The sequence below is a fragment of the Enterobacter cloacae complex sp. S2 genome (assembly GCF_015159675.1).
Lineage (GTDB): Bacteria > Pseudomonadota > Gammaproteobacteria > Enterobacterales > Enterobacteriaceae > Enterobacter > Enterobacter intestinihominis.
In genome coordinates this window covers 1-22,712 of record NZ_JADDTS010000006.1, presented here as the reverse complement: position 1 = coordinate 22,712, position 22,712 = coordinate 1, and the positions used below count along the sequence as shown (strand labels likewise).

24 protein-coding genes and 1 pseudogene are annotated in these 22,712 nt (G+C 55.5%); 9 read left to right on the top strand and 16 right to left on the bottom strand.

Annotation, left to right across the window (positions count from 1 at the left end; genetic code table 11):
* Positions 1-93: 93 nt before the first annotated feature.
* Together IPZ49_RS04515 and IPZ49_RS04510 are read left to right on the top strand one after the other, a co-directional pair.
* Positions 94-1,128, top strand: a complete 1,035-nt coding sequence (locus IPZ49_RS04515; protein WP_063145982.1) for an LLM class flavin-dependent oxidoreductase — start codon at positions 94-96, stop codon at positions 1,126-1,128.
* Complete coding sequence (locus tag IPZ49_RS04510; protein ID WP_063145981.1) at positions 1,121-2,068, top strand: zinc-dependent alcohol dehydrogenase family protein; 948 nt, start codon at positions 1,121-1,123, stop codon at positions 2,066-2,068. Before IPZ49_RS04515 ends, IPZ49_RS04510 begins: the two co-directional genes overlap by 8 nt.
* Here the strand turns inward: IPZ49_RS04510 and IPZ49_RS04505 are convergent.
* Positions 2,065-3,105 carry an AI-2E family transporter gene (locus IPZ49_RS04505; protein WP_003857467.1) on the bottom strand — a complete coding sequence of 347 codons (1,041 nt, stop codon included), beginning with the start codon at positions 3,103-3,105 and terminating at the stop codon, positions 2,065-2,067. The genes IPZ49_RS04510 and IPZ49_RS04505 overlap by 4 nt on opposite strands.
* Positions 3,106-3,525: 420 nt before the next feature.
* On the opposite strand from IPZ49_RS04505, the gene mdtJ reads away from it, so the two are divergent.
* Positions 3,526-3,888 (top strand): multidrug/spermidine efflux SMR transporter subunit MdtJ, encoded by a 363-nt coding sequence (mdtJ, locus tag IPZ49_RS04500; RefSeq protein WP_032624865.1) that lies wholly within the window; start codon positions 3,526-3,528, stop codon positions 3,886-3,888.
* Positions 3,875-4,204 carry a multidrug/spermidine efflux SMR transporter subunit MdtI gene (mdtI, locus tag IPZ49_RS04495; protein ID WP_022647960.1) on the top strand — a complete coding sequence of 110 codons (330 nt, stop codon included), beginning with the start codon at positions 3,875-3,877 and terminating at the stop codon, positions 4,202-4,204. The genes mdtJ and mdtI overlap by 14 nt, the downstream gene beginning before the upstream one ends.
* Positions 4,205-4,209: 5 nt before the next feature.
* Here the strand turns inward: mdtI and IPZ49_RS04490 are convergent, their stop codons facing one another.
* The 5 genes from IPZ49_RS04490 to IPZ49_RS04475 all read right to left on the bottom strand — a co-directional run bounded on the left by IPZ49_RS04490 (position 4,210) and on the right by IPZ49_RS04475 (position 8,576).
* On the bottom strand, positions 4,210-5,031 hold the full coding sequence (locus tag IPZ49_RS04490) for a serine protease (RefSeq protein ID WP_023299991.1): 822 nt from the start codon (positions 5,029-5,031) through the stop codon (positions 4,210-4,212).
* Positions 5,032-5,133: 102 nt separating this feature from the next.
* Positions 5,134-5,217, bottom strand: a complete 84-nt coding sequence (locus IPZ49_RS23435; protein WP_057979992.1) for a hypothetical protein — start codon at positions 5,215-5,217, stop codon at positions 5,134-5,136.
* Between the two features lie 92 nt (positions 5,218-5,309).
* The gene (gene asr / locus IPZ49_RS04485) at positions 5,310-5,615 is read right to left on the bottom strand and encodes an acid resistance repetitive basic protein Asr (protein WP_022647962.1); all 306 of its coding nucleotides are present in this window, start codon (positions 5,613-5,615) and stop codon (positions 5,310-5,312) included.
* A gap of 148 nt (positions 5,616-5,763) precedes the next feature.
* Positions 5,764-7,248, bottom strand: a complete 1,485-nt coding sequence (locus IPZ49_RS04480; RefSeq protein ID WP_063145980.1) for a carboxypeptidase M32 — start codon at positions 7,246-7,248, stop codon at positions 5,764-5,766.
* Positions 7,249-7,322: 74 nt separating this feature from the next.
* Entirely contained in the window at positions 7,323-8,576 is a 1,254-nt protein-coding gene (locus tag IPZ49_RS04475; protein WP_063145979.1) for an MFS transporter, read from the bottom strand.
* Between the two features lie 121 nt (positions 8,577-8,697).
* Between IPZ49_RS04475 and IPZ49_RS04470 the strand changes: the two genes are divergently transcribed.
* The 3 genes from IPZ49_RS04470 to bioD all read left to right on the top strand — a co-directional run bounded on the left by IPZ49_RS04470 (position 8,698) and on the right by bioD (position 11,772).
* Positions 8,698-9,603, top strand: coding sequence for a LysR family transcriptional regulator (locus tag IPZ49_RS04470; RefSeq protein ID WP_022647965.1), 906 nt, complete (start codon positions 8,698-8,700; stop codon positions 9,601-9,603).
* Between the two features lie 121 nt (positions 9,604-9,724).
* Positions 9,725-10,945 carry a sugar metabolism global transcriptional regulator Mlc gene (gene mlc, locus IPZ49_RS04465; protein ID WP_022647966.1) on the top strand — a complete coding sequence of 407 codons (1,221 nt, stop codon included), beginning with the start codon at positions 9,725-9,727 and terminating at the stop codon, positions 10,943-10,945.
* Positions 10,946-11,076: 131 nt separating this feature from the next.
* Entirely contained in the window at positions 11,077-11,772 is a 696-nt protein-coding gene (bioD, locus tag IPZ49_RS04460) for a dethiobiotin synthase (RefSeq protein WP_015570628.1), read from the top strand.
* On the opposite strand, the gene clcB is transcribed toward bioD, so the two are convergent.
* The 7 genes and pseudogenes from clcB to IPZ49_RS04425 form a co-directional block, all read right to left on the bottom strand.
* On the bottom strand, positions 11,707-13,017 hold the full coding sequence (gene clcB, locus IPZ49_RS04455; protein ID WP_063145978.1) for a voltage-gated ClC-type chloride channel ClcB: 1,311 nt from the start codon (positions 13,015-13,017) through the stop codon (positions 11,707-11,709). The genes bioD and clcB overlap by 66 nt on opposite strands.
* A 104-nt stretch (positions 13,018-13,121) precedes the next feature.
* Positions 13,122-14,270, bottom strand: coding sequence for an osmoprotectant ABC transporter ATP-binding protein OsmV (gene osmV, locus IPZ49_RS04450; protein WP_022647969.1), 1,149 nt, complete (start codon positions 14,268-14,270; stop codon positions 13,122-13,124).
* Entirely contained in the window at positions 14,270-14,917 is a 648-nt protein-coding gene (gene osmW, locus IPZ49_RS04445) for an osmoprotectant ABC transporter permease OsmW (RefSeq protein ID WP_022647970.1), read from the bottom strand. The genes osmV and osmW overlap by 1 nt, the downstream gene beginning before the upstream one ends.
* An 8-nt stretch (positions 14,918-14,925) precedes the next feature.
* The gene (osmX, locus tag IPZ49_RS04440) at positions 14,926-15,825 is read right to left on the bottom strand and encodes an osmoprotectant ABC transporter substrate-binding protein OsmX (protein ID WP_017694085.1); all 900 of its coding nucleotides are present in this window, start codon (positions 15,823-15,825) and stop codon (positions 14,926-14,928) included.
* Between the two features lie 18 nt (positions 15,826-15,843).
* A complete protein-coding gene (gene osmY / locus IPZ49_RS04435; RefSeq protein WP_063932772.1) occupies positions 15,844-16,554 on the bottom strand; it encodes an osmoprotectant ABC transporter permease OsmY in 711 nt (236 codons plus the stop codon).
* A 261-nt stretch (positions 16,555-16,815) separates the two neighbouring features.
* Positions 16,816-17,559 (bottom strand): YoaK family protein, encoded by a 744-nt coding sequence (locus IPZ49_RS04430; RefSeq protein ID WP_045621656.1) that lies wholly within the window; start codon positions 17,557-17,559, stop codon positions 16,816-16,818.
* Positions 17,560-17,858: 299 nt separating this feature from the next.
* Positions 17,859-18,916 (bottom strand): annotated as a pseudogene (locus IPZ49_RS04425) (alpha/beta hydrolase).
* A 183-nt stretch (positions 18,917-19,099) separates the two neighbouring features.
* On the opposite strand from IPZ49_RS04425, the gene IPZ49_RS04420 reads away from it, so the two are divergent.
* Together IPZ49_RS04420 and catA are read left to right on the top strand one after the other, a co-directional pair.
* Entirely contained in the window at positions 19,100-19,984 is an 885-nt protein-coding gene (locus tag IPZ49_RS04420; RefSeq protein WP_038417031.1) for a LysR family transcriptional regulator, read from the top strand.
* An 86-nt stretch (positions 19,985-20,070) separates the two neighbouring features.
* Positions 20,071-20,730 carry a type A chloramphenicol O-acetyltransferase gene (catA, locus tag IPZ49_RS04415; protein ID WP_023300000.1) on the top strand — a complete coding sequence of 220 codons (660 nt, stop codon included), beginning with the start codon at positions 20,071-20,073 and terminating at the stop codon, positions 20,728-20,730.
* A 56-nt stretch (positions 20,731-20,786) separates the two neighbouring features.
* Here the strand turns inward: catA and IPZ49_RS04410 are convergent, their stop codons facing one another.
* The 3 genes from IPZ49_RS04410 to IPZ49_RS04400 all read right to left on the bottom strand — a co-directional run.
* A complete protein-coding gene (locus IPZ49_RS04410) occupies positions 20,787-21,098 on the bottom strand; it encodes a YebG family protein (protein ID WP_022647976.1) in 312 nt (103 codons plus the stop codon).
* Positions 21,099-21,206: 108 nt separating this feature from the next.
* Positions 21,207-21,821, bottom strand: coding sequence for a Tat proofreading chaperone DmsD (gene dmsD, locus IPZ49_RS04405; RefSeq protein WP_022647977.1), 615 nt, complete (start codon positions 21,819-21,821; stop codon positions 21,207-21,209).
* A 45-nt stretch (positions 21,822-21,866) separates the two neighbouring features.
* A partial coding sequence (locus IPZ49_RS04400) for a dimethyl sulfoxide reductase anchor subunit family protein (RefSeq protein WP_193762835.1) occupies positions 21,867-22,712 on the bottom strand: 846 nt, incomplete at its 5' end.

Below are 22,712 nucleotides of genomic sequence, written 5' to 3'. Positions count from 1 at the left end.
TATTTGAAGCATTCCGTTAAATAATCACCATTTATTCTCATCGGTTAATGCGTAGAGTAGGGATAACGCAATGCTTTATCAGGATACTCCACTATGAAAAAGATCGGATTTTTGTCGTTTGGTCACTGGACGCCGTCTTCCCAGTCCGGCACGCAAACCGCAGCTGACACGCTGCTACAGTCCATCGATCTGGCTGTCGCCGCTGAAGAGCTGGGCGCGGACGGTGCTTATTTCCGCGTGCACCACTTTGCCCGCCAGCTCAGTTCGCCATTCCCCTTGCTGGCTGCGATAGGCGCGAAAACCAAACGCATCGAAATCGGTACGGGCGTGATCGACATGCGGTACGAGAATCCGCTGTATATGGCGGAAGATGCTGGCGCGGCAGATCTCATCTCCGGCGGGCGATTACAGCTTGGTATCAGCCGGGGCTCCCCGGAGCAGGTGATTGATGGTTGGCGTTATTTTGGTTACGTGCCGCAGGAAGGGGAAAACGAATCTGATATGGCGCGCCGTCACACTGAGGTACTGCTTGATGTATTACGCGGTGAAGGGTTTGCGAAGCCTAACCCACAGCCGATGTTCCCAAACCCGCCGGGATTGTTGCGTCTGGAGCCGCATTCAGAGGGCTTACGCGATCGTATCTGGTGGGGGGCTGGCTCCAATGCAACGGCAGTATGGGCGGCAAAACTGGGGATGAACCTGCAAAGCTCAACGCTGAAAGATGATGAAACCGGCGAGCCGTTCCATATTCAGCAGGCAAAACAGATCCGTGCCTACCGACAGGCATGGGCCGAGGCAGGGCATACCCGTCAGCCACGCGTTTCGGTCAGCCGCAGTATTTTTGCCCTGATGGACGATCGCGACCGGATATATTTCGGTTCAAGCCGCAATGAGAGCGACAGCGTTGGCTATCTGGATGAGAAAACGCGTGCCATTTTCGGACGCAGCTATGCCGCAGAGCCAGACAAGCTGATTGAACAGTTGAAAAAGGATGAAGCGATCGCGGAAGCGGATACGCTGTTGCTTACCGTGCCGAATCAGCTGGGCGTGGAATACAACGCACATGTGATCGAGTCCATCCTGAAACATGTCGCACCGGAAATGGGATGGCGCGATCGCAATGCGTAATCTGGCCCTCTGGTATCGCCGGTTTGGTGAGCCTGAATCGGTACTGCAAGCGGAAACCACACCATTGTCACCGCGACAGCCGGGAGAGATACGTGTGCGCATGCTTTTTTCTCCGGTGAACGCCTCCGATCTCATCCCCATCACCGGGGCATATCGCCATCGCACGCCGCTGCCCGCAATAGCCGGTTATGAAGGGGTCGGAATAGTGACCGAAACGCCCGCCGCTTACCCGGCGCTGCTGGGCAAGCGGGTCCTGCCGTTACGGGGGCAGGGAACCTGGCAGCGCTATGTCGACTGCCCGGTGGCGTATGCGGTTCCCGTCCCGGACGACGTCGACTCGCTTCTTGCCGCGCGGGCGTATATCAACCCGCTTGCCGCTCAGATGATGCTGGACCGTTATCCTCCGGTCGGGAAAACGGTGCTGCTCACCGCTGCCGGTTCTGACTGCGCCGTTCTGCTCGGGCAATGGGCACGCCAGGCGGGTGCAGAGGCGGTTTACGGGATCCATCGCTCGCCCGTGCACGCTCAACGTCTGGCTGAAATGGGGATCGTCCCGATTGCGCAAGATGATACGGCCGCCGTCAACGCTGCCGCCGCGCAAGCGGGGGTGGTGTACGACGCCACGGGCGGCAGCCTGGCGGAGGCGATCCTGAGCGTGATGCCCGAAACCGGTACCTTTGTCTGCTACGGGCTACTCTCCGGGCAGACCTTCCGGCAGCAGCGGCCGTTGCCGCGCGTGGCGTGGTTTCACATTCGTAACTATCTGGACGCGCTGAGCGCTGAGGCGTGGCAGGCGGAGTTTCGGCGCATCTGGCCTAAACTGCGCGCCAGCCAGTGCAGCGATGTTACCCTCTACCCGCTGTCGGAATGGCAGCGGGCAGTGGGCAACTACCGCGAAGCGGGAAGAACGGGCAAGCCTATGCTGTCGATGGACAATTAATCGGCCTTATGGCTCATGTCGCTCAGCAGTACAGCGATACTTTGTCCACCGGCGGTCTGCTCCAGGCCAATTTTGACAATAATTGTCAGCGGAACGGAGAGCAGCATGCCGACAGGCCCGAGCAGCCAGCCCCAGAAAATCAGGGACAGGAACACAACAAGAGTTGAAAGCCCCAGCCCGCGTCCCATTATCCGTGGTTCGAGAATGTTCCCGAAGACAAGGTTAATCACCAGATAGCCTGCCAGCAGAATCAGGGCATCATACAAACCGCTGAAAACCAGCACCTGAAGGATAGGGGGGATCGCCGCCAGCACGGAGCCAATGTTAGGAATATAGTTGAGCGCAAAGGCCAGCAGCCCCCAGACGAAGGCAAAACGCACATCCAGCGCGGCGAGCATCCCCCAGACCACTAATCCCGTCACCAGGCTGATGGCCGTTTTCAGCACCAGATAGCGTGAAACGCTGTCGAGCGCGCGCTGAATGGCACCCATTCCCTCAACCGGACGCACCATGATGTGCTGGAGTTTTGCAGGCAGCTGTGGAACTTCCAGCAGCATAAACACAACCGTCAGGAACAGCAGGAAAATCGAGGTCATGGCGTTGGAGAGCTGTGCCAGCAGGCTGGTGACAATCGTCATGGCGGCATTCGGATCGATGTATTTAAGCAGTTCCTCAACCGAGACTTCGATACCCGCGCGTTGCAGCCAGGGTTCAATTTGCAGCAGCGGGGTCGCCAGGGAAGAGCGGTATGTCGGCAGCGTCCGCGCCAGCTCGTTCAGGGAGGTTCCCAGATAGGCGACTAACAGCACCATCGCAACGATAATAATACTGATAAGCAGGCTTATCGCCAGCACACGCGGGATGCGTAGCCGCACCATTCGCTGCACCAGTGGATTGAGGATCACCGCGATAAAAAGCGCCAGGATAAAGGGCACGATGATATCGGCCGCAAAACGAACGCCGGTCAGAATGATCACCAGCATGCCCAGCATGATGACGATCTTAAGCCCGTTGAGGGTGATAATGGGTTTGGCCATGGACGTTCCTGAACAGTTTTTTATTTATAATAGAGGGGAAAGTGGATTAAAAAAACTAACCAAAATCAAACAGACTGGGTAAAGAAATGAAAAGGCTTTGAGTAAATTCCTGGCTTATGATACAAATCAGGCGTGTTCAACTACTGAGGACAATTTTCATCCGCAAAGACGAGAAGCAACACCGCGGATAATTGTAATTTTATGGACAATTTGTTCAGGACGTATTTTTCAAACAACTCTGCTCTGTTTTCTACCTCCCTCTACACGCTTTCCGGTGAACAACACTGGCGTTCCGCGCTATAGTCACGTCTTCTGCCTGAGCTGGCGCTATGCGCTTAGCTAACTGATTTAATTCCCACTTTTTTGGTTTGCTGTTCGCAGCGAGCCTCGATGGATTATATTCTCAAGCAGGAGAAAAACATGTTTTACTGGATTTTATTAGCTCTGGCTATCGTTGCTGAAATTACCGGCACCTTGTCGATGAAATGGGCGAGCGTGAGTGACGGCAGCACCGGATTTATTTTGATGCTGGTCATGATTACGCTTTCCTATATATTCCTCTCTTTCGCGGTTAAAAAAATCGCGCTGGGCGTGGCATACGCTTTGTGGGAAGGTGTTGGTATTTTATTGATTACGCTGTTCAGCGTCATGATATTTGATGAAACCCTGACGACAATGAAAATTGCCGGGCTGACGACCCTGGTCGCAGGTATCGTGCTGATTAAATCGGGTACGCGCAAACCAGCCAAACAGCAGAAGGAGCAGACCCATGCAGCAGTTTGAATGGATCCACGCGGCCTGGCTGGCTTTCGCCATCGTTCTGGAAATTATTGCGAACGTCTTTTTGAAGTTCTCCGACGGCTTTCGTCGCAAAGCCTACGGCTTGTTATCGATTGCCGCGGTTCTGGGGGCGTTTAGCGCTCTGTCACAGGCGGTGAAAGGCATCGATCTTTCCGTGGCCTACGCGCTGTGGGGCGGCTTCGGTATTGCCGCCACCCTGGCGGCAGGCTGGATTATGTTCGGGCAGCGTTTAAACCATAAAGGCTGGATAGGGCTGGTATTACTGCTCGCTGGCATGATCATGATTAAACTGGCCTGAGTGACCTACTGCTGCGCCAGGGCTTCCAGCCGGTCGCGAAAACCGGTCACCGCCAACGCTCGGTTATCGGCGCGCCAGCGGTCTTTCGCTGCCGGAGCAGAACTCTGAACGCCAATCAGTTGCCAGCCGTTAACGGTTTTTAACATCAGGGGCGATCCGCTATCACCCGGTAGCGTATCGCACTGATGCGAAAGCACGCTGTTTTGCGCCCAGCCCGTCACCACGCAGTCCGTATGGGTGTACAGCGAATCGAGGTGATCAACAGGGTAGCCTGACTGCGTCACTTTTCGATCGGCGGCTTTCAGGGCGGCGGTAAGCGCGTCTTTGTCACCATCAAAGAGCGGTAGCGGAGCGATCCCGGACGGCGGATAACGTAAAACGATCAGACCGAAATCCCAGGATGCCGCCCCGGGCGGCACAATCCATCCATCGCCATCCGGTTTCAGGCGTTTCCCGAGCGACGGATCCACCCGCCCCTCAATACCGTGAATTTCGTAGCGCCAAATCCCTTTCTGCGAGACAAAGCGCAGGGCGATCGCTTTATCCGGTTTGCCTTCGGGCGGCATTAACAGGCAATGACCCGCCGTCAGCGCAAGGCGTGGCGTTATGAGAGTTGCGGTACATAGATTGCCGCTGGCGGTTTCCAGTTGCCCGATGGCATCCCAGGGCGCTTCGGTAGGATCGGTGACACGCGTACGATCGTCATGACCAAAAAACAGCGTCTTTACCTCTTTGGCGCTGATGGCGTCATCGTCGCCCTCATCCGCATGTGAAAAGCCTGCAAAAAGGCTAAACGTTCCCAGTAACAACACAACAGATTTACGCATATCACACTCTGGTGGGGGTAATTATGATTATTAAAAGTGAACCCTATGAAAATACTATAGACGCGACGGCGAGAAAGTGGGAGTAAAATCAGCGTGCTACATTCAGGAAAGATAAAAGTGGCTGGCGATGAGCGCGCATAAAATTAGCAGGATAAGAATGAACTCAAACCGATAGCGCCGCAGCATACGCCCTCCGTATAAAAAACCGGCGCTGACCGCAATCCCGTTCAGCGCCGGTTTACCAACGTGCCCCGAAGGGCACGGTTAAGCTTGTACTCTTACGCTGCTGGCTGTGCAGCAGGTTTAGCCGCTTCGTGTTTTGCCGCTTTTTTGTGATGCTTTTTAGCCGCCTGGGCTTTCTGCTCTACCGCAGGTTTTGCCGCTTTTTTGTGGTGCTTTTTCGCGGCCTGCGCTTTCTGTGCTGCCGCTGGTTTAGCCGCTTTGTGATGTTTTTTATGGTGAACCGTTTTGGCCGGAGCAGCGGTGGATGCCGCAGGCGCTGCGGTGGCGGTAGTTTCAGCCGCGAATGCAGCGGAAGAAAGACCCATAGCAGCGGCAACAACCAGAGCTAATACTTTTTTCATTTTCATACCCTCGAATTTGGTTTTTCATTTAACCCCACTGCGGGGCCGTTGAAATAACTATATCCCTGTAAATTCGGGGTTTCCGTGAGTGATTGGTATCGGCGTGTAACCATATGTACAACGCCGGGGTGGCCCCCGGCGCGTTCGTTTACAGGTAGCGGGACGTCAGGTGTTCGCGGAAGTAGCGGATATTCAGATCTTCACCTGTGGCCTGGGTGATGAGCTGCGACGTGCTGAAACGGCTGCCGTGCTGCCAGATATTCTGACGCAGCCAGTCAAACAGCGCCGAGAAGTCGCCTCCGGCAATGGATGCCTGCAACCCGGGCAGCGCAGTTTTGGCGGCATGGAACAGCTGTGCCGCATACATTGCCCCCAGCGTGTAAGACGGGAAGTAGCCAAAACCGCCGTCGGTCCAGTGGATGTCCTGCATACAGCCGTTGCGGTAGTTATCTTTGGTGGATAATCCAAGCCAGGCCTGCATTTTCTCATCCCATAACGCGGGGATATCATCGACTTCAATTTCGCCATTGATCAGCGCGCGCTCAATCTCATAGCGCAATACCACATGCGCCGGATAGCTCACTTCATCTGCGTCAACGCGGATGTAGCCCGGTTTCACGCGCTGATTCCAGGCAATAAAATTCTCTTCACTGAATGCCGCCTGGCTGCCGAAACGGGCATGGACCGCCGGAAGCAGATGCTTCAGGAAAGCCTCACTGCGGCCCAGCTGCATTTCAAAGAACAGACTTTGGGATTCATGGATCGCCGTAGAGCGCGCCAGCGCAACGGGCTGGCCGGCCCACGCTCGCGGAAGGTTTTGCTCGTAGCGGGCATGTCCGGTTTCGTGGATCACGCCGAAAAGCGCGCTGAGCAACTCGTCTTCATCGTAACGCGTGGTGATACGCACATCTTCCGGCACGCCGCCGCAGAACGGGTGGGCGCTAACGTCCAGACGACCGCCGTTAAAATCGAAGCCAAGCATTTTCATCGCTTCCAGGCCCAGCTCGCGCTGGGTGGCGGTGGGGAAGGGACCCTGTGGCGGAACGAACGATCGTTGAACCTGTTTTTCCACAACCTTTGCCAGCAGCTCCGGCAGCCAGGACTTCAGATCGCCGAACAGCACATCCAGGCGAGCGCTGGACATGTCGGGTTCAAAGATATCCAGCAGCGCGTCGTAAGGCGTGCAGCCTTTAGCCTCGGCGCGCAGGCGGGCCTCTTCACGACTGAGCTTCACCACCTCTTTCAGGTTGGCTGAAAAGCCCTGCCAGTCGTTGGCCGGACGCTGAGTACGCCAGGCGTGTTCACACCTGCTGCCCGCCAGCGATTTGGCCTCTACCAGCGATTCCGGCAGTAAAGTGGCCTGCTGGTAGTGGCGCGTCATTTCACGCAGGTTGGCCTGCTCAACGTCGTTCAGATCTTCTTCTGCCGCCGCCGCCAGCCATTCACCCACTTTTTTATCGGTCAGGATCTGATGTTGCAGGACGCTCATCTCCGCCAGCGCTTCACCGCGCGCGGCGCTGCCGCCGGGCGGCATCATGGTAAACATGTCCCAGCTGGCGATGGAGGAGAGGTGAGAGAAGCGGGAGAGACGCTGGAAGGTGCGGGTGAGTTGTTGATAGTTATTGTTTTTCATGAAGTCCTCGTGTCTGAATCAGCCGATGACAAAAATTAGCATCGGCTCGATTTAAACACGAAGAGGGCTGAATGTTAATGCAGTCGTTTATGCAGGCTCGCGCCCACCAGCAGTGCCGCGCACAGCATCAGCGCGATAAATCCGCCCACGCCGTTCCAGCCGTAGTTATGCCAGAACACCCCGCCGAGCGTGCCGGCTATGCTGGAACCAAGATAGTAACTGAACAGATACAGTGACGAAGCCTGACCTTTAGCGCGGCGCGCGCGTGGGCCAATCCAGCTGCTGGCAACGGAATGCGCGGCAAAGAAGCCCGCAGAGAAGAGCAGCATTCCGGCAAAAATCAGCCACAGGGAAGAGACAAGCGTCATCAGCAGTCCGAACAACATCACAGCTGTGGACACCAGCATCACCGGACCACGGCCGAAGCGCGCGGTCATGGCGCCCGCTTTTGGCGAACTCCATGTCCCGGTGAGATACGCCACAGAGAGCAAACCCACCAATGCCTGGCTAAGATGCCACGGCGAGAGCATCAGCCGGTAGCCAATATAGTTAAACAGCGTGACAAATGACCCCATCAGCAGGAATCCCATCAGAAACAGTCGCGGCAAACCTTTGTCGCGCCAGTGCAGACGGAAGTTGATAAACAGTGTTTTCGGACGCAGAGAAGTCGGGCGGAAATGGCGCGATTCCGGCAGGATTTTCCAGAACATTAGCGCCGAAGCGAGGGCGAAGCAGCCGATTACGGCCAGCGCAATGCGCCAGTTAAAGAAATCGGTAAACACACCGCTGAGCAGGCGTCCGCTCATCCCGCCGATAGAGTTCCCGCTAATGTACAGCCCCATGGAGAAGGCCACGAAACTCGGGTGGATCTCCTCGCTGAGATAGGTCATCCCGACCGCCGCCACGCCGCTGAGGGATAACCCAATCAGCGCGCGCATGATCAGAATGCCGTGCCAGCTGGTCATCATGGTGGACAGCAAGGTACACACGGAGGCCAGCATTAACGCCGTTACCATGACCTGCTTACGCCCGATGGCATCTGAAAGTGGCCCGGTGAACAGCAGACCGATCGCCAGCATCCCGGTTGAAATGGAGAGCGAAATACTGCTGCTGGCTGGCGACACGCCAAATTCATGCGACAGGACCGGCAGGATCGGCTGAACGCAGTAGAGCAGGGCGAAAGTGGCGAGACCCGCTGAAAAGAGCGCCAGCGTGACGCGCATAAACTGGGGGGTACCACGTTTTATAAACTGAACCGGCTGCGGTACTGCGGGTAAATCATCAATGTCGCTGGCCGGCGCGATATCAACGGTCGTTGTACGGCTCACACATAATCCTTGCTTAAACTTCCCCGTGGTTTCTGGTGACGGGTATGACCACAAGATTAGGGTAGGAAAATGTAAATATTCTGTCTAATATATTAATAATCTCAAATGATACTTTAAAAATATGAATATCGAGCTGCGCCATCTGCGCTATTTTGTCGCCGTCGCCGAAGAGCTCCATTTTGGTCGTGCTGCGGCAAGGCTGAATATCTCCCAGCCACCGCTGAGCCAACAGATCCAGATCCTTGAGCAGCAGGTTGGGGCGCGTCTGCTGGCGCGAACCAACCGCAGCGTGAGCCTGACGGCGGCGGGAAAACAGTTTCTCGCCGATAGCCGACAGATCCTGAGTATGGTGGTGGACGCCGCCGCCAGAGCGGAACGGCTTCATCTCGGGGAGACGGGGGAGCTACGCATCGGGTTTACCTCGTCGGCCCCCTTCATCAGCGCTGTTTCACAAACGCTATCCTCGTTTCGCAGTAACTTTCCGGATGTGCATATTCAGACGCGCGAAATAAATACCCGGGAGCAAATATCGCCGCTTAATGAAGGATCGCTCGACCTGGGGCTAATGCGTAACACGCAGTTGCCTGATACCCTGGCGTGGCAGGTGATCCTGCGCGAACCGCTGATGGCGATGATCCCCCGGGATCACCCGCTCGCCGCGCAGCATAGCGTCACGCTGGCTGAACTGGCGAAAGAACCCTTTGTCTTTTTTGACCCACAGGTGGGTACCGGATTGTATGACGATATTCTTGGTCTGATGCGGCGATATGGCCTTGTCCCGACTATCGCGCAGGAAGTGGGGGAAGCCATGACGATTATTGGTCTCGTTGCCGCAGGGCTTGGCGTGTCGATTCTTCCGGCCTCGTTTAAACGGGTACAACTGCCGGAAATGCGCTGGGTGAATATTGCCGAGCAGGATGCGGTCTCGGAGATGTGGCTGGTGTGGTCTAAACATCATGAACAGAGCCATGCGGCACAGCGTTTCAAAGAACAATTAATTACCGCTTCTCACGGGCGTTATTTATAGGGAAAAGCGGGTGAAAATGTGCAGTAAATCACATGGCTAAGTAAAAATTTGACGTCAGCCATTGAAGTGCTTCACCATAGCCCTCAGTTTATTTCGAAGCTCGAAAATAAGGGAGTACGAGGTGGTTGCTGATAGTCAGCCAGGGCATATCGATCAGATCAAGCAGACCAACGCGGGCGCCGTTTATCGCCTGATTGATCAGCTGGGTCCGGTTTCGCGTATCGATCTTTCGCGCCTGGCACAACTGGCACCCGCCAGTATTACCAAGATTGTCCGCGAAATGCTGGAAGCCCATCTGGTTCAGGAGACAGAAATTCAGGAGCCGGGCAGCCGTGGCCGTCCGGCGGTAGGGCTGGTGGTGGAAACGGAAGCCTGGCACTACCTGTCGCTGCGAATTAGCCGCGGGGAAATCTTCCTCGCGCTGCGCGACCTCAGCAGCAAGCTGGTGGTGGAAGACCGGCTGGAACTCCCGCTCGATGCAGAGCAACCACTCCTCGATGCCATTCTGACCCACATCGACCAGTTCTTTATTCGTCACCAGCAGCGCCTTGAACGTTTAACGGCGATTGCGATCACCCTGCCGGGAATTATTGATACCGAAAATGGCATTGTGCACCGCATGCCGTTTTATGAAAACGTCAAAGAGATGCCGCTGGGCGACGTGCTGGAAAACCACACCGGTGTGCCGGTCTACATTCAGCATGATATCAGCGCCTGGACGATGGCGGAGGCGTTGTTTGGCGCTTCCCGGGGCGCGCGCGACGTGATTCAGGTGGTGATTGATCATAACGTTGGCGCAGGTGTGATCACCGACGGGCGTCTGTTGCATGCTGGCAGCAGTAGCCTGGTGGAGATTGGCCATACGCAGGTCGATCCGTACGGAAAACGCTGCTACTGCGGTAATCATGGCTGTCTGGAGACAATTGCCAGCGTCGAAAGCGTGCTGGAGCTGGCGCAGGTGCGGCTCAGCCAGTCAATGAGCTCCACGCTGCACGGTCAACCGTTGAGCGTCGAGGCATTATGCACTGCGGCAAGGCAGGGCGATCTGCTGGCGAAGGACATCATTACCGGCGTGGGCAATAATGTCGGGCGCATTCTGGCCATTATGGTGAACCTGTTTAACCCGCAAAAAATACTGATCGGCTCCCCGCTCAGCCAGGCGGCGGATATCCTCTTCCCGGCGATTTCCGCCTGCATCAACCAGCAGGCGCTTCCCGCGTACAGTAAAAACATCGTGGTCGAAAGTACGCAATTTTCCAACCAGGGTACGATGGCTGGCGCCGCGCTGGTAAAAGATGCGATGTACAACGGCTCGTTACTGATTCGTTTGCTTCAGGGCTAACTCTTTTCCATAGATGTACGAAAAATTGCGCTATCTCAAGCCCGGTAGCGCACGCTTCCCGTAGACTTTCCCCACTGAATTATTTACCTGGTTTATATTTTTTGAAGCATACCCAAGAGGTGGAATGAGTCATGCTTAAGCGTTTCTTTATTACTGGTACGGATACGTCTGTCGGGAAGACCGTCGTATCCCGCGCGTTACTTCAGGCCCTGGCGGCAAGCGGTAAACGCGTTGCAGGATACAAGCCGGTAGCAAAAGGCAGTAAAGAGACGCCAGAAGGGCTGCGCAATAAGGACGCCCTGGTTCTGCAAAGCGTCTCGTCTCTGGAACTGCCTTATGATGCCGTCAATCCCATCGCGTTAAGCGAAGAGGAAAGCAGCGTTGCTCACAGCGGGCTTATCAACTACAGTCTGCTTTCTGATGGCCTGGCAAATCTGAGTGAAAAGGTTGATCACGTTGTCGTTGAAGGGACCGGTGGCTGGCGCAGCCTGATGAACGATTTACGTCCCCTTTCCGAGTGGGTGGTGCAGGAGCAGCTGCCGGTGATTATGGTCGTGGGCATTCAGGAAGGGTGCATCAACCATGCCTTGCTGACGGCGCAGGCTATCGCTAATGACGGCCTGCCACTGATTGGTTGGGTGGCGAACCGTATTAACCCGGGCCTTGCGCACTACGCAGAAATCATCGACGTGCTGAGCAAAAAGCTGCCTGGCCCGTTGGTAGGCGAACTGCCTTATCTGCCCCGCGCCGAGCAGCGCGAATTAGCGCACTATATCGATCTCTCGGCTTTCGGCGGTATGCTGGCCGTAGATCGAGTCGTGGCGTAGCGTTCTCGACAATACCGACGCCACAACACAGGCAACCAGCAAACCGGGAAGTAAAAAATACTGCCCGGTCATCTCACATACCATCAAGGCCGACATGATTGGCGCATGCGTTGTGGCGGCGAGCAGCGTCGCCATTCCTGCCAGCCCAAGCAGGATCGCCGTCTCAGAGCCAGGAAACCACAGCGCAAAGATCTGCGCAAACAGCATTCCCGTTGCCATACCAACGAACAAGGTTGGCGTAAACACGCCTCCCGGTGCGCCGGACCCGCTGCTTGCCAGCACCGCCAGGAGCTTGCAGATAAAGACGCCGGCAATTACCGACAGCAGCGGCGGCGACTGCAAAAACGCCTGAACCACGCTATAGCCATTCCCCCATACCTTCGGCGTCAGCAGCGACAGCAGCCCGACGATCAGCCCCCCCAGCGCCAGCTGCCACGGCGGTGAAAGTTTGAGACGCAGAAACAGAGAATGGCTGAAAGCCATTAGCCACATCAGCAGCGGGCCGCAAACGCCAGCCAGCAGACCCACGCCAACGATCAGGAAATAATCCACCGCCGTAAGCATCTCGCTGAGATGGACATCATAAAGTGTATTCGCGCCGGGACTTAACAGGCGCGTGGTCAGCAGAGCCACCACAGCGGCAATCACCACCGGGCCGAGGGAGGCCAGCATCAGCGTGCCAAACAGGATCTCTGCGATAAACAGGCTGCCCGCCAGCGGCGCATGATAGGCGCTGGCCATCCCGGCGGCGGCACCGCAGGCGATCCACAGTTTCCATTCGGATTTCGGCGTACAACGTTGTGCAAAAAAGGAGGCAGCGAGGGCGGCAAGCAGGATCATGGCGCCTTCCCGGCCGATGGCGCTGCCGCTGGCGACCACCAGCAACGAGGCGAGGGATTTCACCAGGCTGGCGCCGTAATCAAACTGGCCATCACCCGTCTCCAGCGCCTCCATATAATCGGTCGGGGCGTGGGGACGTTGTGCCGTCATGCGCTGCCATCCCCACAGTAGCACTCCCGCGGCCAGACCACCCAGCGCAGGCGTGAGCGCCCGCCGCCAGGGCGATAACGCGGCAGCGGCGTTCACCAGGCTTCCGCTTTCGTTGCTGAGAAACAACCACTCCAGCAGATACATGCTGTGGCGGAACACCGCAACGGCCAGCGCTGCCAGCACGCCGGTGACGGTAGCAATCAGGAGACGGCGAAACATCGCGCGGATGTCGGGGTAAGCGTGAAGACGTTGCATGAAGTCGTGATTAACGGGGACGATACGATATTGTGGCGGGAAAACGTGAGGTTAGCAAAAGGTATGCGTGCGGAAAAAGGCCGGGCAGTACCCGGCCTGAATGCTTAACTCTCGCTATGAATATTCAACGCCCGGCGCGTACGCCCGGAACTCAAATACTCTGCAATATAATCCTGGGATATCTCGCCGTTATAGCGTCCGTCCTCGTCCACAATCGGCATCCAGCTGGTATTGCTCTCATACAGGCGAGAAAGCACCACGCGCAGGTTATCCTCGGCCTTACCTGTCATGCGGAACGGATGCAGAATATCACCGCAGCTGCCGCTGGCATTACGCGCTTCGCGGCGCTTCACAAAGCCCAGCGGTTTGCCGAGATCATCAACCACGGTAATGGCGCGAATATCGTTGTCATCCATGGTGGCGAAGGCCTCTGGCAGCGGCGTCGATTCGCGTACCGTAATTGTTGGCTGCTGGTCAGTGACGTCGCCCGCCGATACCAGCAGCAGGCGTTTCAACGTCCGGTCCTGACCAACAAACGAGCCGACAAACTCATTGGCGGGTTTCGCCAGCAGCTCGTCCGGGCTGGCGCACTGAACAATACGCCCCTGACGGAAGACGGCAATACGGTCGCCCAGCTTCAGCGCTTCGTCAATATCGTGGCTCACCAGCATCACGGTCTTTTTCAGCTTGCGCTGCATCTCCAGGAACTGGTTCTGGATCACCTCACGGTTAATCGGGTCAACCGCGCCGAATGGTTCATCCATCAGCAGGACCGGAGGATCCGCTGCCAGCGCGCGGATGACGCCGATACGCTGCTGCTGACCGCCGGACATTTCGCGCGGATAGCGGTGAAGGAATTTATGTGGATCCATTGCCACCATATCCATCAGCTCCTCGGCACGGGATTTACAGCGCGCTTTGTCCCAGCCCAGCATGCGCGGCACGACGGTAATGTTCTCTTCGATAGTCATGTTCGGGAACAGGCCAATCTGCTGGATCACGTAGCCAATGTTGCGGCGCAGGGTCACGGTGTCCATCCCGCTGGTGTCTTCGCCGTTAATCAGGATCGTCCCGCTGCTTGGCGTAATGAGACGGTTAATCATCTTCAGGGTAGTGGTTTTTCCGCAGCCGGACGGGCCGAGCAGCACGCACATTTCCCCTTCAGGCACGTTCAGATTGACGTTGTCGACGGCCTTAAACGTCTGGCCGTGCTTCTGTGAAAATTGTTTGGTGAGGTTTTCCAGTTTTATCATTATCGAATCCCCTTCGGAGTCAGTACCACCTGCAAACGGTGCAGCAACCAGTCGAGCACAATCGCTAAAAGACAAATCATCAGCGCGCCCGCAATTAACATACGAATATCACTCCCGCCAATACCGTTAAGCAGCAGCAGGCCCAGACCGCCCGCGCCAATCACGGCAGCAATCGCCATGACGCCGATGTTCATCACCACGGCGGTGCGGATGCCGCCAAAAATGACCGGCAGCGCCATTGGGATTTCCACCCAGCGCAGACGCTGCCAGAAGGTCATGCCGATGCCGCGTCCCGCTTCGCGCAGGCCGGGTGGCAGGCTGTCGAGCGCCGTGTGGGTGTTGCGCACAATCGGCAGCAGTGAATAGAGGAACACCGCCGTAATCGCGGGCAGGGCGCCAATGCCCTGACCGATCAGCGAAAAGAGCGGGATCATCAGGCCGAAAAGCGCAATTGACGGGATGGTGAGCACAATGGTGGCAATCCCCAGCACCGGCGTTGCCAGCCATTTATGGCGGACAATTAAAATACCCAGCGGCACGCCAATAACAATCGCCAGGCCCACGGCGAGTGCCACCAGCCAGAGGTGTTGCAGCGTCAGGGTTAAGAGATAGTCCCAGTTGTCGAGAATATAGTGAATCGTCTCCATAGCGCCTCCTACAGCAACTGTTTGCTACGCAGGAAATCACGGGCGACCTGCTGCGGTGACTGATGGTCGATATCCACCTTTTTATTTAGTTCGGTGATAACGTCGTTGTTGAGCTGGGCTGAGAGGGTGTTCAGCGCCTCCTCCAGCCCCGGGTTAGCCTCCAGCGTGTCTTTTCGAACAACTGGCGTCACGGCGTAACTCGGGAAGAAGCCTTTATCGTCTTCCAGCACTTTAAGATCGAAGCCCTTCACGCGCCCGTCGGTGGTGTAGATCAGCCCGGCATCGACAAACCCGTCGCGCACCGCGTTATAGACCAGCCCCGGATCCATCTGGCGGATCTGCGGGCGGTCCAGCTCCATGTTGTAGGCCGCCTGCAACGGTTTCATCCCGTCGCTACGCCCGGCAAATTCCAGGTCAAGGCCCAGCAGCCAGTTGTTATCTGGATCGGTTTTACGGATCTGCTCAATCTTTGCCACCATCTCAGACATGGTATTGATATGTTCAGCCTCGGCGCGCTTGCGCTGCATGGCAAAGGCATAGGTATTGTTCATATCGGCAGGTTTAAGCCACACCAGACCGTGCTTTGCGTCGAGGCGTTTCACCGTCTCGTATGACTCCTGCGGCGACATGCGTTTGTTGATATGGTTGAAGATGATCAGCGACGTGCCGGTGTACTCCCAGGTCATATCAATCTGCTTGTTAATCATCGCGTTACGGGAAATCACCGTCGCAATATTAGTCTGCGGCTGCACCTGAAATCCTTTCTTTTGCAGATACTGTACGGTCATGGCCGAGAGAATGTGCTGCTCGGTAAAGCTCTTTGTTGCCAGGATCAGCGGCGCGGCGAGCGCCTGGCTGGTGAAGAGCGCGGCGGCGCACAGCGCCGTCAGGCCGGAAAACAGTCTCATAGAAGCTCCTTGTTATAATTATCGCGCGAGATGCGGGCTCAGTAGTCGACCCAGTGCCGCCAGCAGCGTATCCAGAATCAGGGCGAACAGGGCGGTGGCCGCCGCGCCCAGGATCAGCGTCGGGAAGTCATTCAGATAGATCCCCGGGAATATCAGCTCGCCGTAGCTGCTGACGCCAATCAGGAATGCCAGCGGTGCGGTACCGACGTTAATCGCAGTGGCAATGCGAATACCGGAAAGCATCACCGGCCAGGCGTTAGGAATTTCGACCTGATGCAGGCGCTGCCATTTGGTCATGCCGATGCCGTTTGCCGCTTCCAGCAACGACGCGGGAACAGAGCACAGCCCGGCATAGGTGTTACGCACAATTGGCAGCAAAGAAGCGAGAAAGAGGGCGATAATGGCCGGTTTATCACCGATGCCAATCACCACCATCGCCAGCGCCAGAACGGCCAGCGGCGGCAGGGTGTTGCCCACGTTAAAGATTTGCATCACGTATTCGGCGATACCCCGTGCCGCCGGACGGCTCAGCAGAATACCGCTTGGAATGCCCACCAGCAGGGCAAAGAACATTGATGAAAAGACCAGAATCAGGTGCTGTTGACCGAGGTAGAGCAGGTCAACCTGGCGCGCCTTAATCGTCTCCAGTCCAATTCCCCAGGTGAGGAGAGCGAGGACCACGATAATCGCGCCGACAAAAAGCAGCGAACGTTTAAGTAATGGGTGCATTGCGGTGTGTCTCCCTGTGCGCATGCGTTATAGCAACCACCTGTTGCGGTTGCCTGTTGTTATGCCATGTTTCGGCAGGGGTACTTCACCTATAGCAAGCGAAACGGAAGGGTTCCAGCAAAGGGGGTAAAACAGTAACCCTATGAAATTAGTGACAACCTGAGTTAAGCCTTATGGCGTAAGGGCTGTCAGTGGGAAGGCAGAATAGTCTTAAAGAAGCACGCCTCAAGTGACAACGTCACTTGAGGCGTGCTGATCACCCTATCGACTAAGCGCGGCGCGTACCTTTCGAACGCGCCACGAGATACGAACGATTGAAAAGGCGGCGATAAACACCAGCATCAGGCCCAGTGCCAGCATCGCGTGGAATCCAAACTCTCTGAAGAGGATCAGCCCCGCAATCCCGCCGGTAATAAACGAGAAAAGGGTGGTTAAATGGGTTTTGAGCTGGCTCTTTTGCGCGGCCGTGTCTTTGGAATAATCCCGGCGCAGCATGGCGACCATAACGGAGGCCAGCGAAATGCCGGCATCGGTCAGCGTACCGGTAATGTGCGTGGATCTCACCCGACCGCCGGAAAGCTGAGTTGAGGTGGAGTTATGAATTCCCATCAAACCGCACAGGAAAAGAATAATCTCCTGATTCGTGGCGAAGGAGTGAAAATACATTTCATAAAGGGATACCCCGGCAAGTAATAGCCCTTCAACAAATAAAACCTGGCTGAATATCAGCCTGACGTTATGGATAATTCCCCAGATAACAATAATCCGCGCAACAATGGCGCCAGTGACAAACGACAGAATAATGGCGCCAAAAAAAAGAATATCACTGAGATCGGTGGAGGAAACTTCGCTGGATAACTGCGATGTATTACCCGTCATATGAGAGGGGAAAAAGCCGAACGCGCCCAGCGCAATGGCATTCAGCAGTCCCGCGGAGGTCGCCAGCCAGAGTGCAAGACGACGATCCTCCTGATGCGTTCGTTCTTTCTTTAATTTAATCAGCAAAGAATACCTCCAGTTTGAGCTTTGCCTGACTTCTCAAGCTAACAAAGCGATGTCGCCGACTGACCAGGATATTGCTTAATTATTATTTCAACGGGAGGTATTCGAGGTTTTGTAATTAAATAAAATAACCCTGTTAATATAATGCCTTATTGCAGATGCCACGAGCAGACTGACGGGCAAAAATACTGTCCCAGTGTGCATGCTCGCTGTAGCGGGATGGGATTTGATTCAGTGTAGACATAGGTGTCATTCACGACGATGAGAAGAGATGCCCCCGTGATTTCCGGGGGCTTTGAGTGTTATTTCAGACTGGTTTTGAAGAACTGCTCAAACTGCGCGAACGGGATTTTTCCTGCGACGTTATCGTAGAGATCAACATGGTTTGCACCGGGAACAATCACCAGCTCTTTCTCTTTGCTGCCGACGGCCTTGAACGCATCCTCCGCAAAATATCGAGAGTGTGCGTTTTCACCGGTCACAATCAGCGTTGGGATAGTGATCTCCCCGGCATAGCTCAGCAGCGGCATATTCATAAAGGATAACGGCATGGTCGCAGTCCACGCGCCGGTGGAGTTTACGGAACGAGCATGGAAACCGCGCGGCATACGGTAGTAATCATAGAACTCTTTCAGTACCGGATGCGGATCGGTGGGCAGTGCTTCCGGCAGAATGCGCTCGGCCGCCGTCACCTTGCCATTCTCATCGACATTAATATCGTGGCCGCCATGGGCGAAAGTGCCGCTTTCAGCATCTTTCCAGCGCTGCGCGTTCAGATACTGAAACACGGCCCGACGATCGGCCGCTAATAGCGATCTTTCCCGTTGCCCACGCCGTGACCCATCGCGCGGCTCATATCGTACATTACGCTGGTGGCGACCGCCTTCACGCGGGTATCCATGGATGCCGCGTTCAGCGCCATACCGCCCCAGCCGCAGATACCAAGAATGCCGATACGGTTACGGTCGACTTCTTTCTGTAACCCCAGGAAATCCACAGCGGCGCTAAAGTCTTCGGTGTTGATGTCAGGGGAGGCAACGTTACGCGGCTGGCCGCCACTTTCCCCCGTGTAGGATGGGTCGAAGGCCAGGGCCACGAACCCCTGCTCAGCCAGAGTCTGGGCGTACAGACCGCTGGATTGTTCTTTAACCGCACCGAACGGCCCACTGACGGCTATCGCCGCCAGTTTCTGGTCGCCGTGGTTCCTGGGAATGTACAGATCGCCCACCAGAGTGATCCCGTACCGGTTCTGGAACGTCACTTTGCGGTGGTTGACTTTATTGCTCTCGGCGAAGGTTTTATCCCAGGTTGTCACCATCGAAACGGGGGCGTTAGGATTTAGCGTTTCTGCATAACTCATTGTTGTCACTCCACTTAATGATGCGCATAACAGCAGCGCAACGGACAGTTTTTGGGTGAATGTTTTCATAAGAGGTACCGTGTGTTGTTGTAATGAGGCCATTATAGTTAGCAGAAATAATGCTGATTAGAGGCCTGAAGCTGCTAGGATTAATATCATTTTGTTATGAATTGACGAGGCATGATGGCGAAGCGGGAAAACTATAATGAACTGTATCTCTTTATCCAGGTGGTGCGGGAGGGAAGCTTCACGGCAGCCGCACAGCGGCTCGGGCTGGCGCAATCCGGGATCAGCCGATCGGTTCGCGAGCTGGAAGAGCGGCTGGGCGTTCAGCTTCTGGTGCGTACTACGCGCAAGCTGTCGCTGACACACGCCGGGGAACAGCTTTACCAGACCGCCGGCTCCGCCTTTGATGCGCTTGATACCGGGTTGACCAGACTGGCGCATTACCGTCAGACGCCGTCCGGCACGGTGCGCATTAATGCCAGCCAGCACGCCATCGAGAAATGTCTGCTGCCAAAGCTCGCTATCTTCAAACAGCGTTACCCGGATATCCGTCTGGAATTGATGAATGAGAGCCGGTTCGTGGATATCATTGCCGAGCGATTCGACGCGGGCGTCCGGCTGGGGCCGGAGGTGGGACAAGGAATGATTGCGGTGCGCATCACGCCCGATATGGAGATGGCTGTGGTTGCCGCCCCGGCGCATTTTCGGCGCTATGGTTTCCCGCAGACGCCCGCCGATCTGGATGCTCATCCCTGCATTGCCTACCAGTTTGCCGACGGTAACCACTATCAATGGGAGCTTGTTCAGGACGGGAAGCGAGTTACGCACCGGCCTGAGGGGCAATGGGCCTTTTCCGACAGCTACATGGAGGCCGAAGCGGCCCGGCTGGAACTCGGGCTGGCCTATGTCCCGGTTGAGCTGGTGTCTGACGATCTGGAGCGTGGCACGCTTATACGCGTCTTACAGCGCTACAGCCTGCGGATGGAAGGGCTTTACCTCTATTATCCGCACCGCAACGTGTCCCCGGCGCTGAGAGCGGTTATTGATACGTTGAAAATTTAAGGCAGCCTCTGCTCGATGGTCTATACAGCTCCTGGGTTTATGGTACGCTACTATTTTATATAGCGCTGCTTAATTAAGGCAAAGAAATGACAAAAATTACGCCAGAATATACGGCTGTAGACTTATCGAGTTGGGCAAGGAAAGAACATTTTGAAGTCTTTCAGAGCTTTGCTCAATGCACGATTAACCAAACGGTTCAGCTGGATATCACTGCGCTGCTGAAACATATCAAACAGGTTGGCTGGAAATTTTATCCTTCGATTATTTCCCTTATTTCGACAGTCGTTAACCGCCATTCTGAGTTCCGTATGGCTATGAAGGATAATGAGCTTGTAATATGGAATGAGGTGCATCCCAGCTATACCCTTTTCCATAAAGAGACGGAGACGTTTTCATCATTATGGAGTCACTTCGACGGGAATATTCATCACTTTCAGAACGTTTATGCAGAAGACGTTTCTCGCTATGGTGATAATCTTGCCTACTGGCCCAAAGAAGAGTACCGGGAAAATATATTCTTCATATCGGATATTCCGTGGGTCAGTTTTACCAGTTTTAATATCAACGTGGCTAACATGCAGAACTTTTTTGCGCCCATGTTCACGTTTGGAAAATACTTTAACCAGGATGGAAAAGTCTTGTTGCCTTTCGCCGTTCAGGTTCATCATTCTGTCTGTGATGGTTTCCATGTGGCCAGACTAATCAACGAGTTGCAAGAGTTGTGTGATAATTTACCGCACTATTAAGCCGCGAGCCGTTTCCGGCCCGCGGCAGCAGGACAGGTGATGAGTCGTTCTGACGATCAGGCGGCTTTGACGGCCCGGATTTTTTTGCTGCTATCCGCCTCTGGCGCTGTTTTATCCGTTGCAGCATTGAGCTCGGGAAGCTTGCTGGTACGCAGGATATGCTGCACGGACTCTTTCTGCTCGGCAAGATACAGACCAAGGTTTTCCGCCTGCGTTTCATCCATCTGCATTCCGCTTTGCAGCAGCCAGTCGGTGAACGCTTCTGCCATGTCGAGCAGTTTGTCGTGAGCGTCAGCCTCTTTCTTACTGGCAAAAGTCATTTTCTCTTCACCTTTTCTTACGACCACGAATTTTGTTTCAACAGCCATTTTGCACCTCCAGAACTGTAATTATATACAGTATAGCAGTTCCGGATCTGCGTTGCAGCAAAAATGTCCGAACCTGGCTTACACAACGGATGTACAAGCCAGTAGCTGCTATCGGTACAGCGTTTTTTCTGCAATCGGGATCAGCAAAGTGGACTGCCATTCTGCCAGCGTCAGCTGGGCAAGTTTACCCAGCGCCGTGTAGAACGGATGGGCCGCGTTTTCAACGAATACGCTAAGGAAACGCGTGCTCCACGGCAGCAGATGCCAGGCCATAAGCTGGTCGCGTTCTGTGTCGCGACCGTTCTCGGCAAGCCATGCCGCCAGCATCAGCAACGTTCCGAAGTGATCTTCCGGCTCATTCTGCTGCATCTCAAAGGCGATATGGTTTTCACGCATCCACTGGCGCAATGCAAGGGTCGAATCGCCAAACAGCACGGACTCGCGATCGAGCCAGACGGAGCCCCACGGGGGGGCGGGCAGGGCATACGGGCCAATAAACAGACGCTGCCAGGCGTCTTTCAACGCTTCGTCCGACGGGTTCTTAAACATACTGGCCACGGGCTGCAGGCTTTCCTGCGCCAGCGGCCAGTCCTGCATCCAGTCACCTGCGGTCAGGGCACTCACCAGCGGTGCGGTCTGCTCGCTGTCAGGGGCAAAATAAAACAGCGCGCCCAGTACCCGGGCGCTGAACGCGAACGATTCGCGGTGTGAGACGTCATTCATTACAACTTTCCTTACTTGTGCGCGGGGGTAGCCCGCGCACCTGTGTTAACCTGCAATTGCTAACCCTGCGGTCATATGCAAACCATAAAATAGCCCACGGCCAATCAGTTCACCCACCGCCACCAGCACGAAACCTGCAAACAGGCCGAGCGTTTTCGGTTCCTGACGACGAATAAGCGGACAGATCCAGCAGCCTAAACCCGCCGCCAGCAGCGCGATGCGCCATACCTGAAGCGAACCATAATCCGGCAGCAGGGCGTTAGCCTGCTGGATAGAACTCTGGATCGTCCCCAGCGTATTGCTTTGCAACACGACGACCGCCACGCAGGCGATGAGTGCCAGTACGCTGACAGACGCGGCAAGGGTACCTTTGTATGTCACGTTTGCGACCCGCAGCAGCAGCGCGGCCAGCAGCGGGCCAGTAAGAGCCATCGTCAGGAAGAAGGCCAACGTGGTGTAGCCCGTATACCAGGTCGGTACGGTATCGATCTGATAGACCCGGGTCATAGCCCAGACAAAAACGACACCCAGGAGCTGGCTGACAACCAGCCAGATTTTGCCTAAAGCTGGGGGCATTTTACCGATAACCGACACCAGCCACCAGAAACCGCCCACGGCAAAGAAGATCGAACCCGCCGCGATCTCATTACTCAGCGCTGACGTTCCCACGCTGTTAAGCGAGTTGAAGGCGCGCAGCGGGGAGCCAAGATGCAGTACCGAGGCCATAAACCCAATACCCATTACCAGCCAGAGAAAAAACAGGCTGCGCACGATGCGTATTCTGGCCTTGTCATCACGTTCATTCAGCCAGGCGAAGCCCATCACGATTAATGCGCCAGCCACGCACTGCCCGAAAACGGTGAAGATCACCAGCGGCCATTCATGCCATCC

Bases quoted from the DNA above. Each gene is read 5' to 3' on its own strand.
- IPZ49_RS04505 (WP_003857467.1), bottom strand. From the start codon at position 3,105: ATGGCCAAACCCATTATCACCCTCAACGGGCTTAAGATCGTCATCATG.
- osmV (WP_022647969.1), bottom strand. From the start codon at position 14,270: ATGATAAAACTGGAAAACCTCACCAAACAATTTTCACAGAAGCACGGC.
- dmsD (WP_022647977.1), bottom strand. From the start codon at position 21,821: ATGAATGACGTCTCACACCGCGAATCGTTCGCGTTCAGCGCCCGGGTA.
- mdtI (WP_022647960.1), top strand. From the start codon at position 3,875: ATGCAGCAGTTTGAATGGATCCACGCGGCCTGGCTGGCTTTCGCCATC.
- IPZ49_RS04410 (WP_022647976.1), bottom strand. From the start codon at position 21,098: ATGGCTGTTGAAACAAAATTCGTGGTCGTAAGAAAAGGTGAAGAGAAA.
- mdtJ (WP_032624865.1), top strand. From the start codon at position 3,526: ATGTTTTACTGGATTTTATTAGCTCTGGCTATCGTTGCTGAAATTACC.
- osmY (WP_063932772.1), bottom strand. From the start codon at position 16,554: ATGCACCCATTACTTAAACGTTCGCTGCTTTTTGTCGGCGCGATTATC.
- osmX (WP_017694085.1), bottom strand. From the start codon at position 15,825: ATGAGACTGTTTTCCGGCCTGACGGCGCTGTGCGCCGCCGCGCTCTTC.
- osmW (WP_022647970.1), bottom strand. From the start codon at position 14,917: ATGGAGACGATTCACTATATTCTCGACAACTGGGACTATCTCTTAACC.
- IPZ49_RS23435 (WP_057979992.1), bottom strand. From the start codon at position 5,217: ATGCTGCGGCGCTATCGGTTTGAGTTCATTCTTATCCTGCTAATTTTA.
- IPZ49_RS04420 (WP_038417031.1), top strand. From the start codon at position 19,100: ATGGCGAAGCGGGAAAACTATAATGAACTGTATCTCTTTATCCAGGTG.
- IPZ49_RS04470 (WP_022647965.1), top strand. From the start codon at position 8,698: ATGAATATCGAGCTGCGCCATCTGCGCTATTTTGTCGCCGTCGCCGAA.
- IPZ49_RS04490 (WP_023299991.1), bottom strand. From the start codon at position 5,031: ATGCGTAAATCTGTTGTGTTGTTACTGGGAACGTTTAGCCTTTTTGCA.
- asr (WP_022647962.1), bottom strand. From the start codon at position 5,615: ATGAAAAAAGTATTAGCTCTGGTTGTTGCCGCTGCTATGGGTCTTTCT.
- catA (WP_023300000.1), top strand. From the start codon at position 20,071: ATGACAAAAATTACGCCAGAATATACGGCTGTAGACTTATCGAGTTGG.
- IPZ49_RS04480 (WP_063145980.1), bottom strand. From the start codon at position 7,248: ATGAAAAACAATAACTATCAACAACTCACCCGCACCTTCCAGCGTCTC.
- IPZ49_RS04510 (WP_063145981.1), top strand. From the start codon at position 1,121: ATGCGTAATCTGGCCCTCTGGTATCGCCGGTTTGGTGAGCCTGAATCG.
- clcB (WP_063145978.1), bottom strand. From the start codon at position 13,017: ATGCAACGTCTTCACGCTTACCCCGACATCCGCGCGATGTTTCGCCGT.
- IPZ49_RS04515 (WP_063145982.1), top strand. From the start codon at position 94: ATGAAAAAGATCGGATTTTTGTCGTTTGGTCACTGGACGCCGTCTTCC.
- bioD (WP_015570628.1), top strand. From the start codon at position 11,077: ATGCTTAAGCGTTTCTTTATTACTGGTACGGATACGTCTGTCGGGAAG.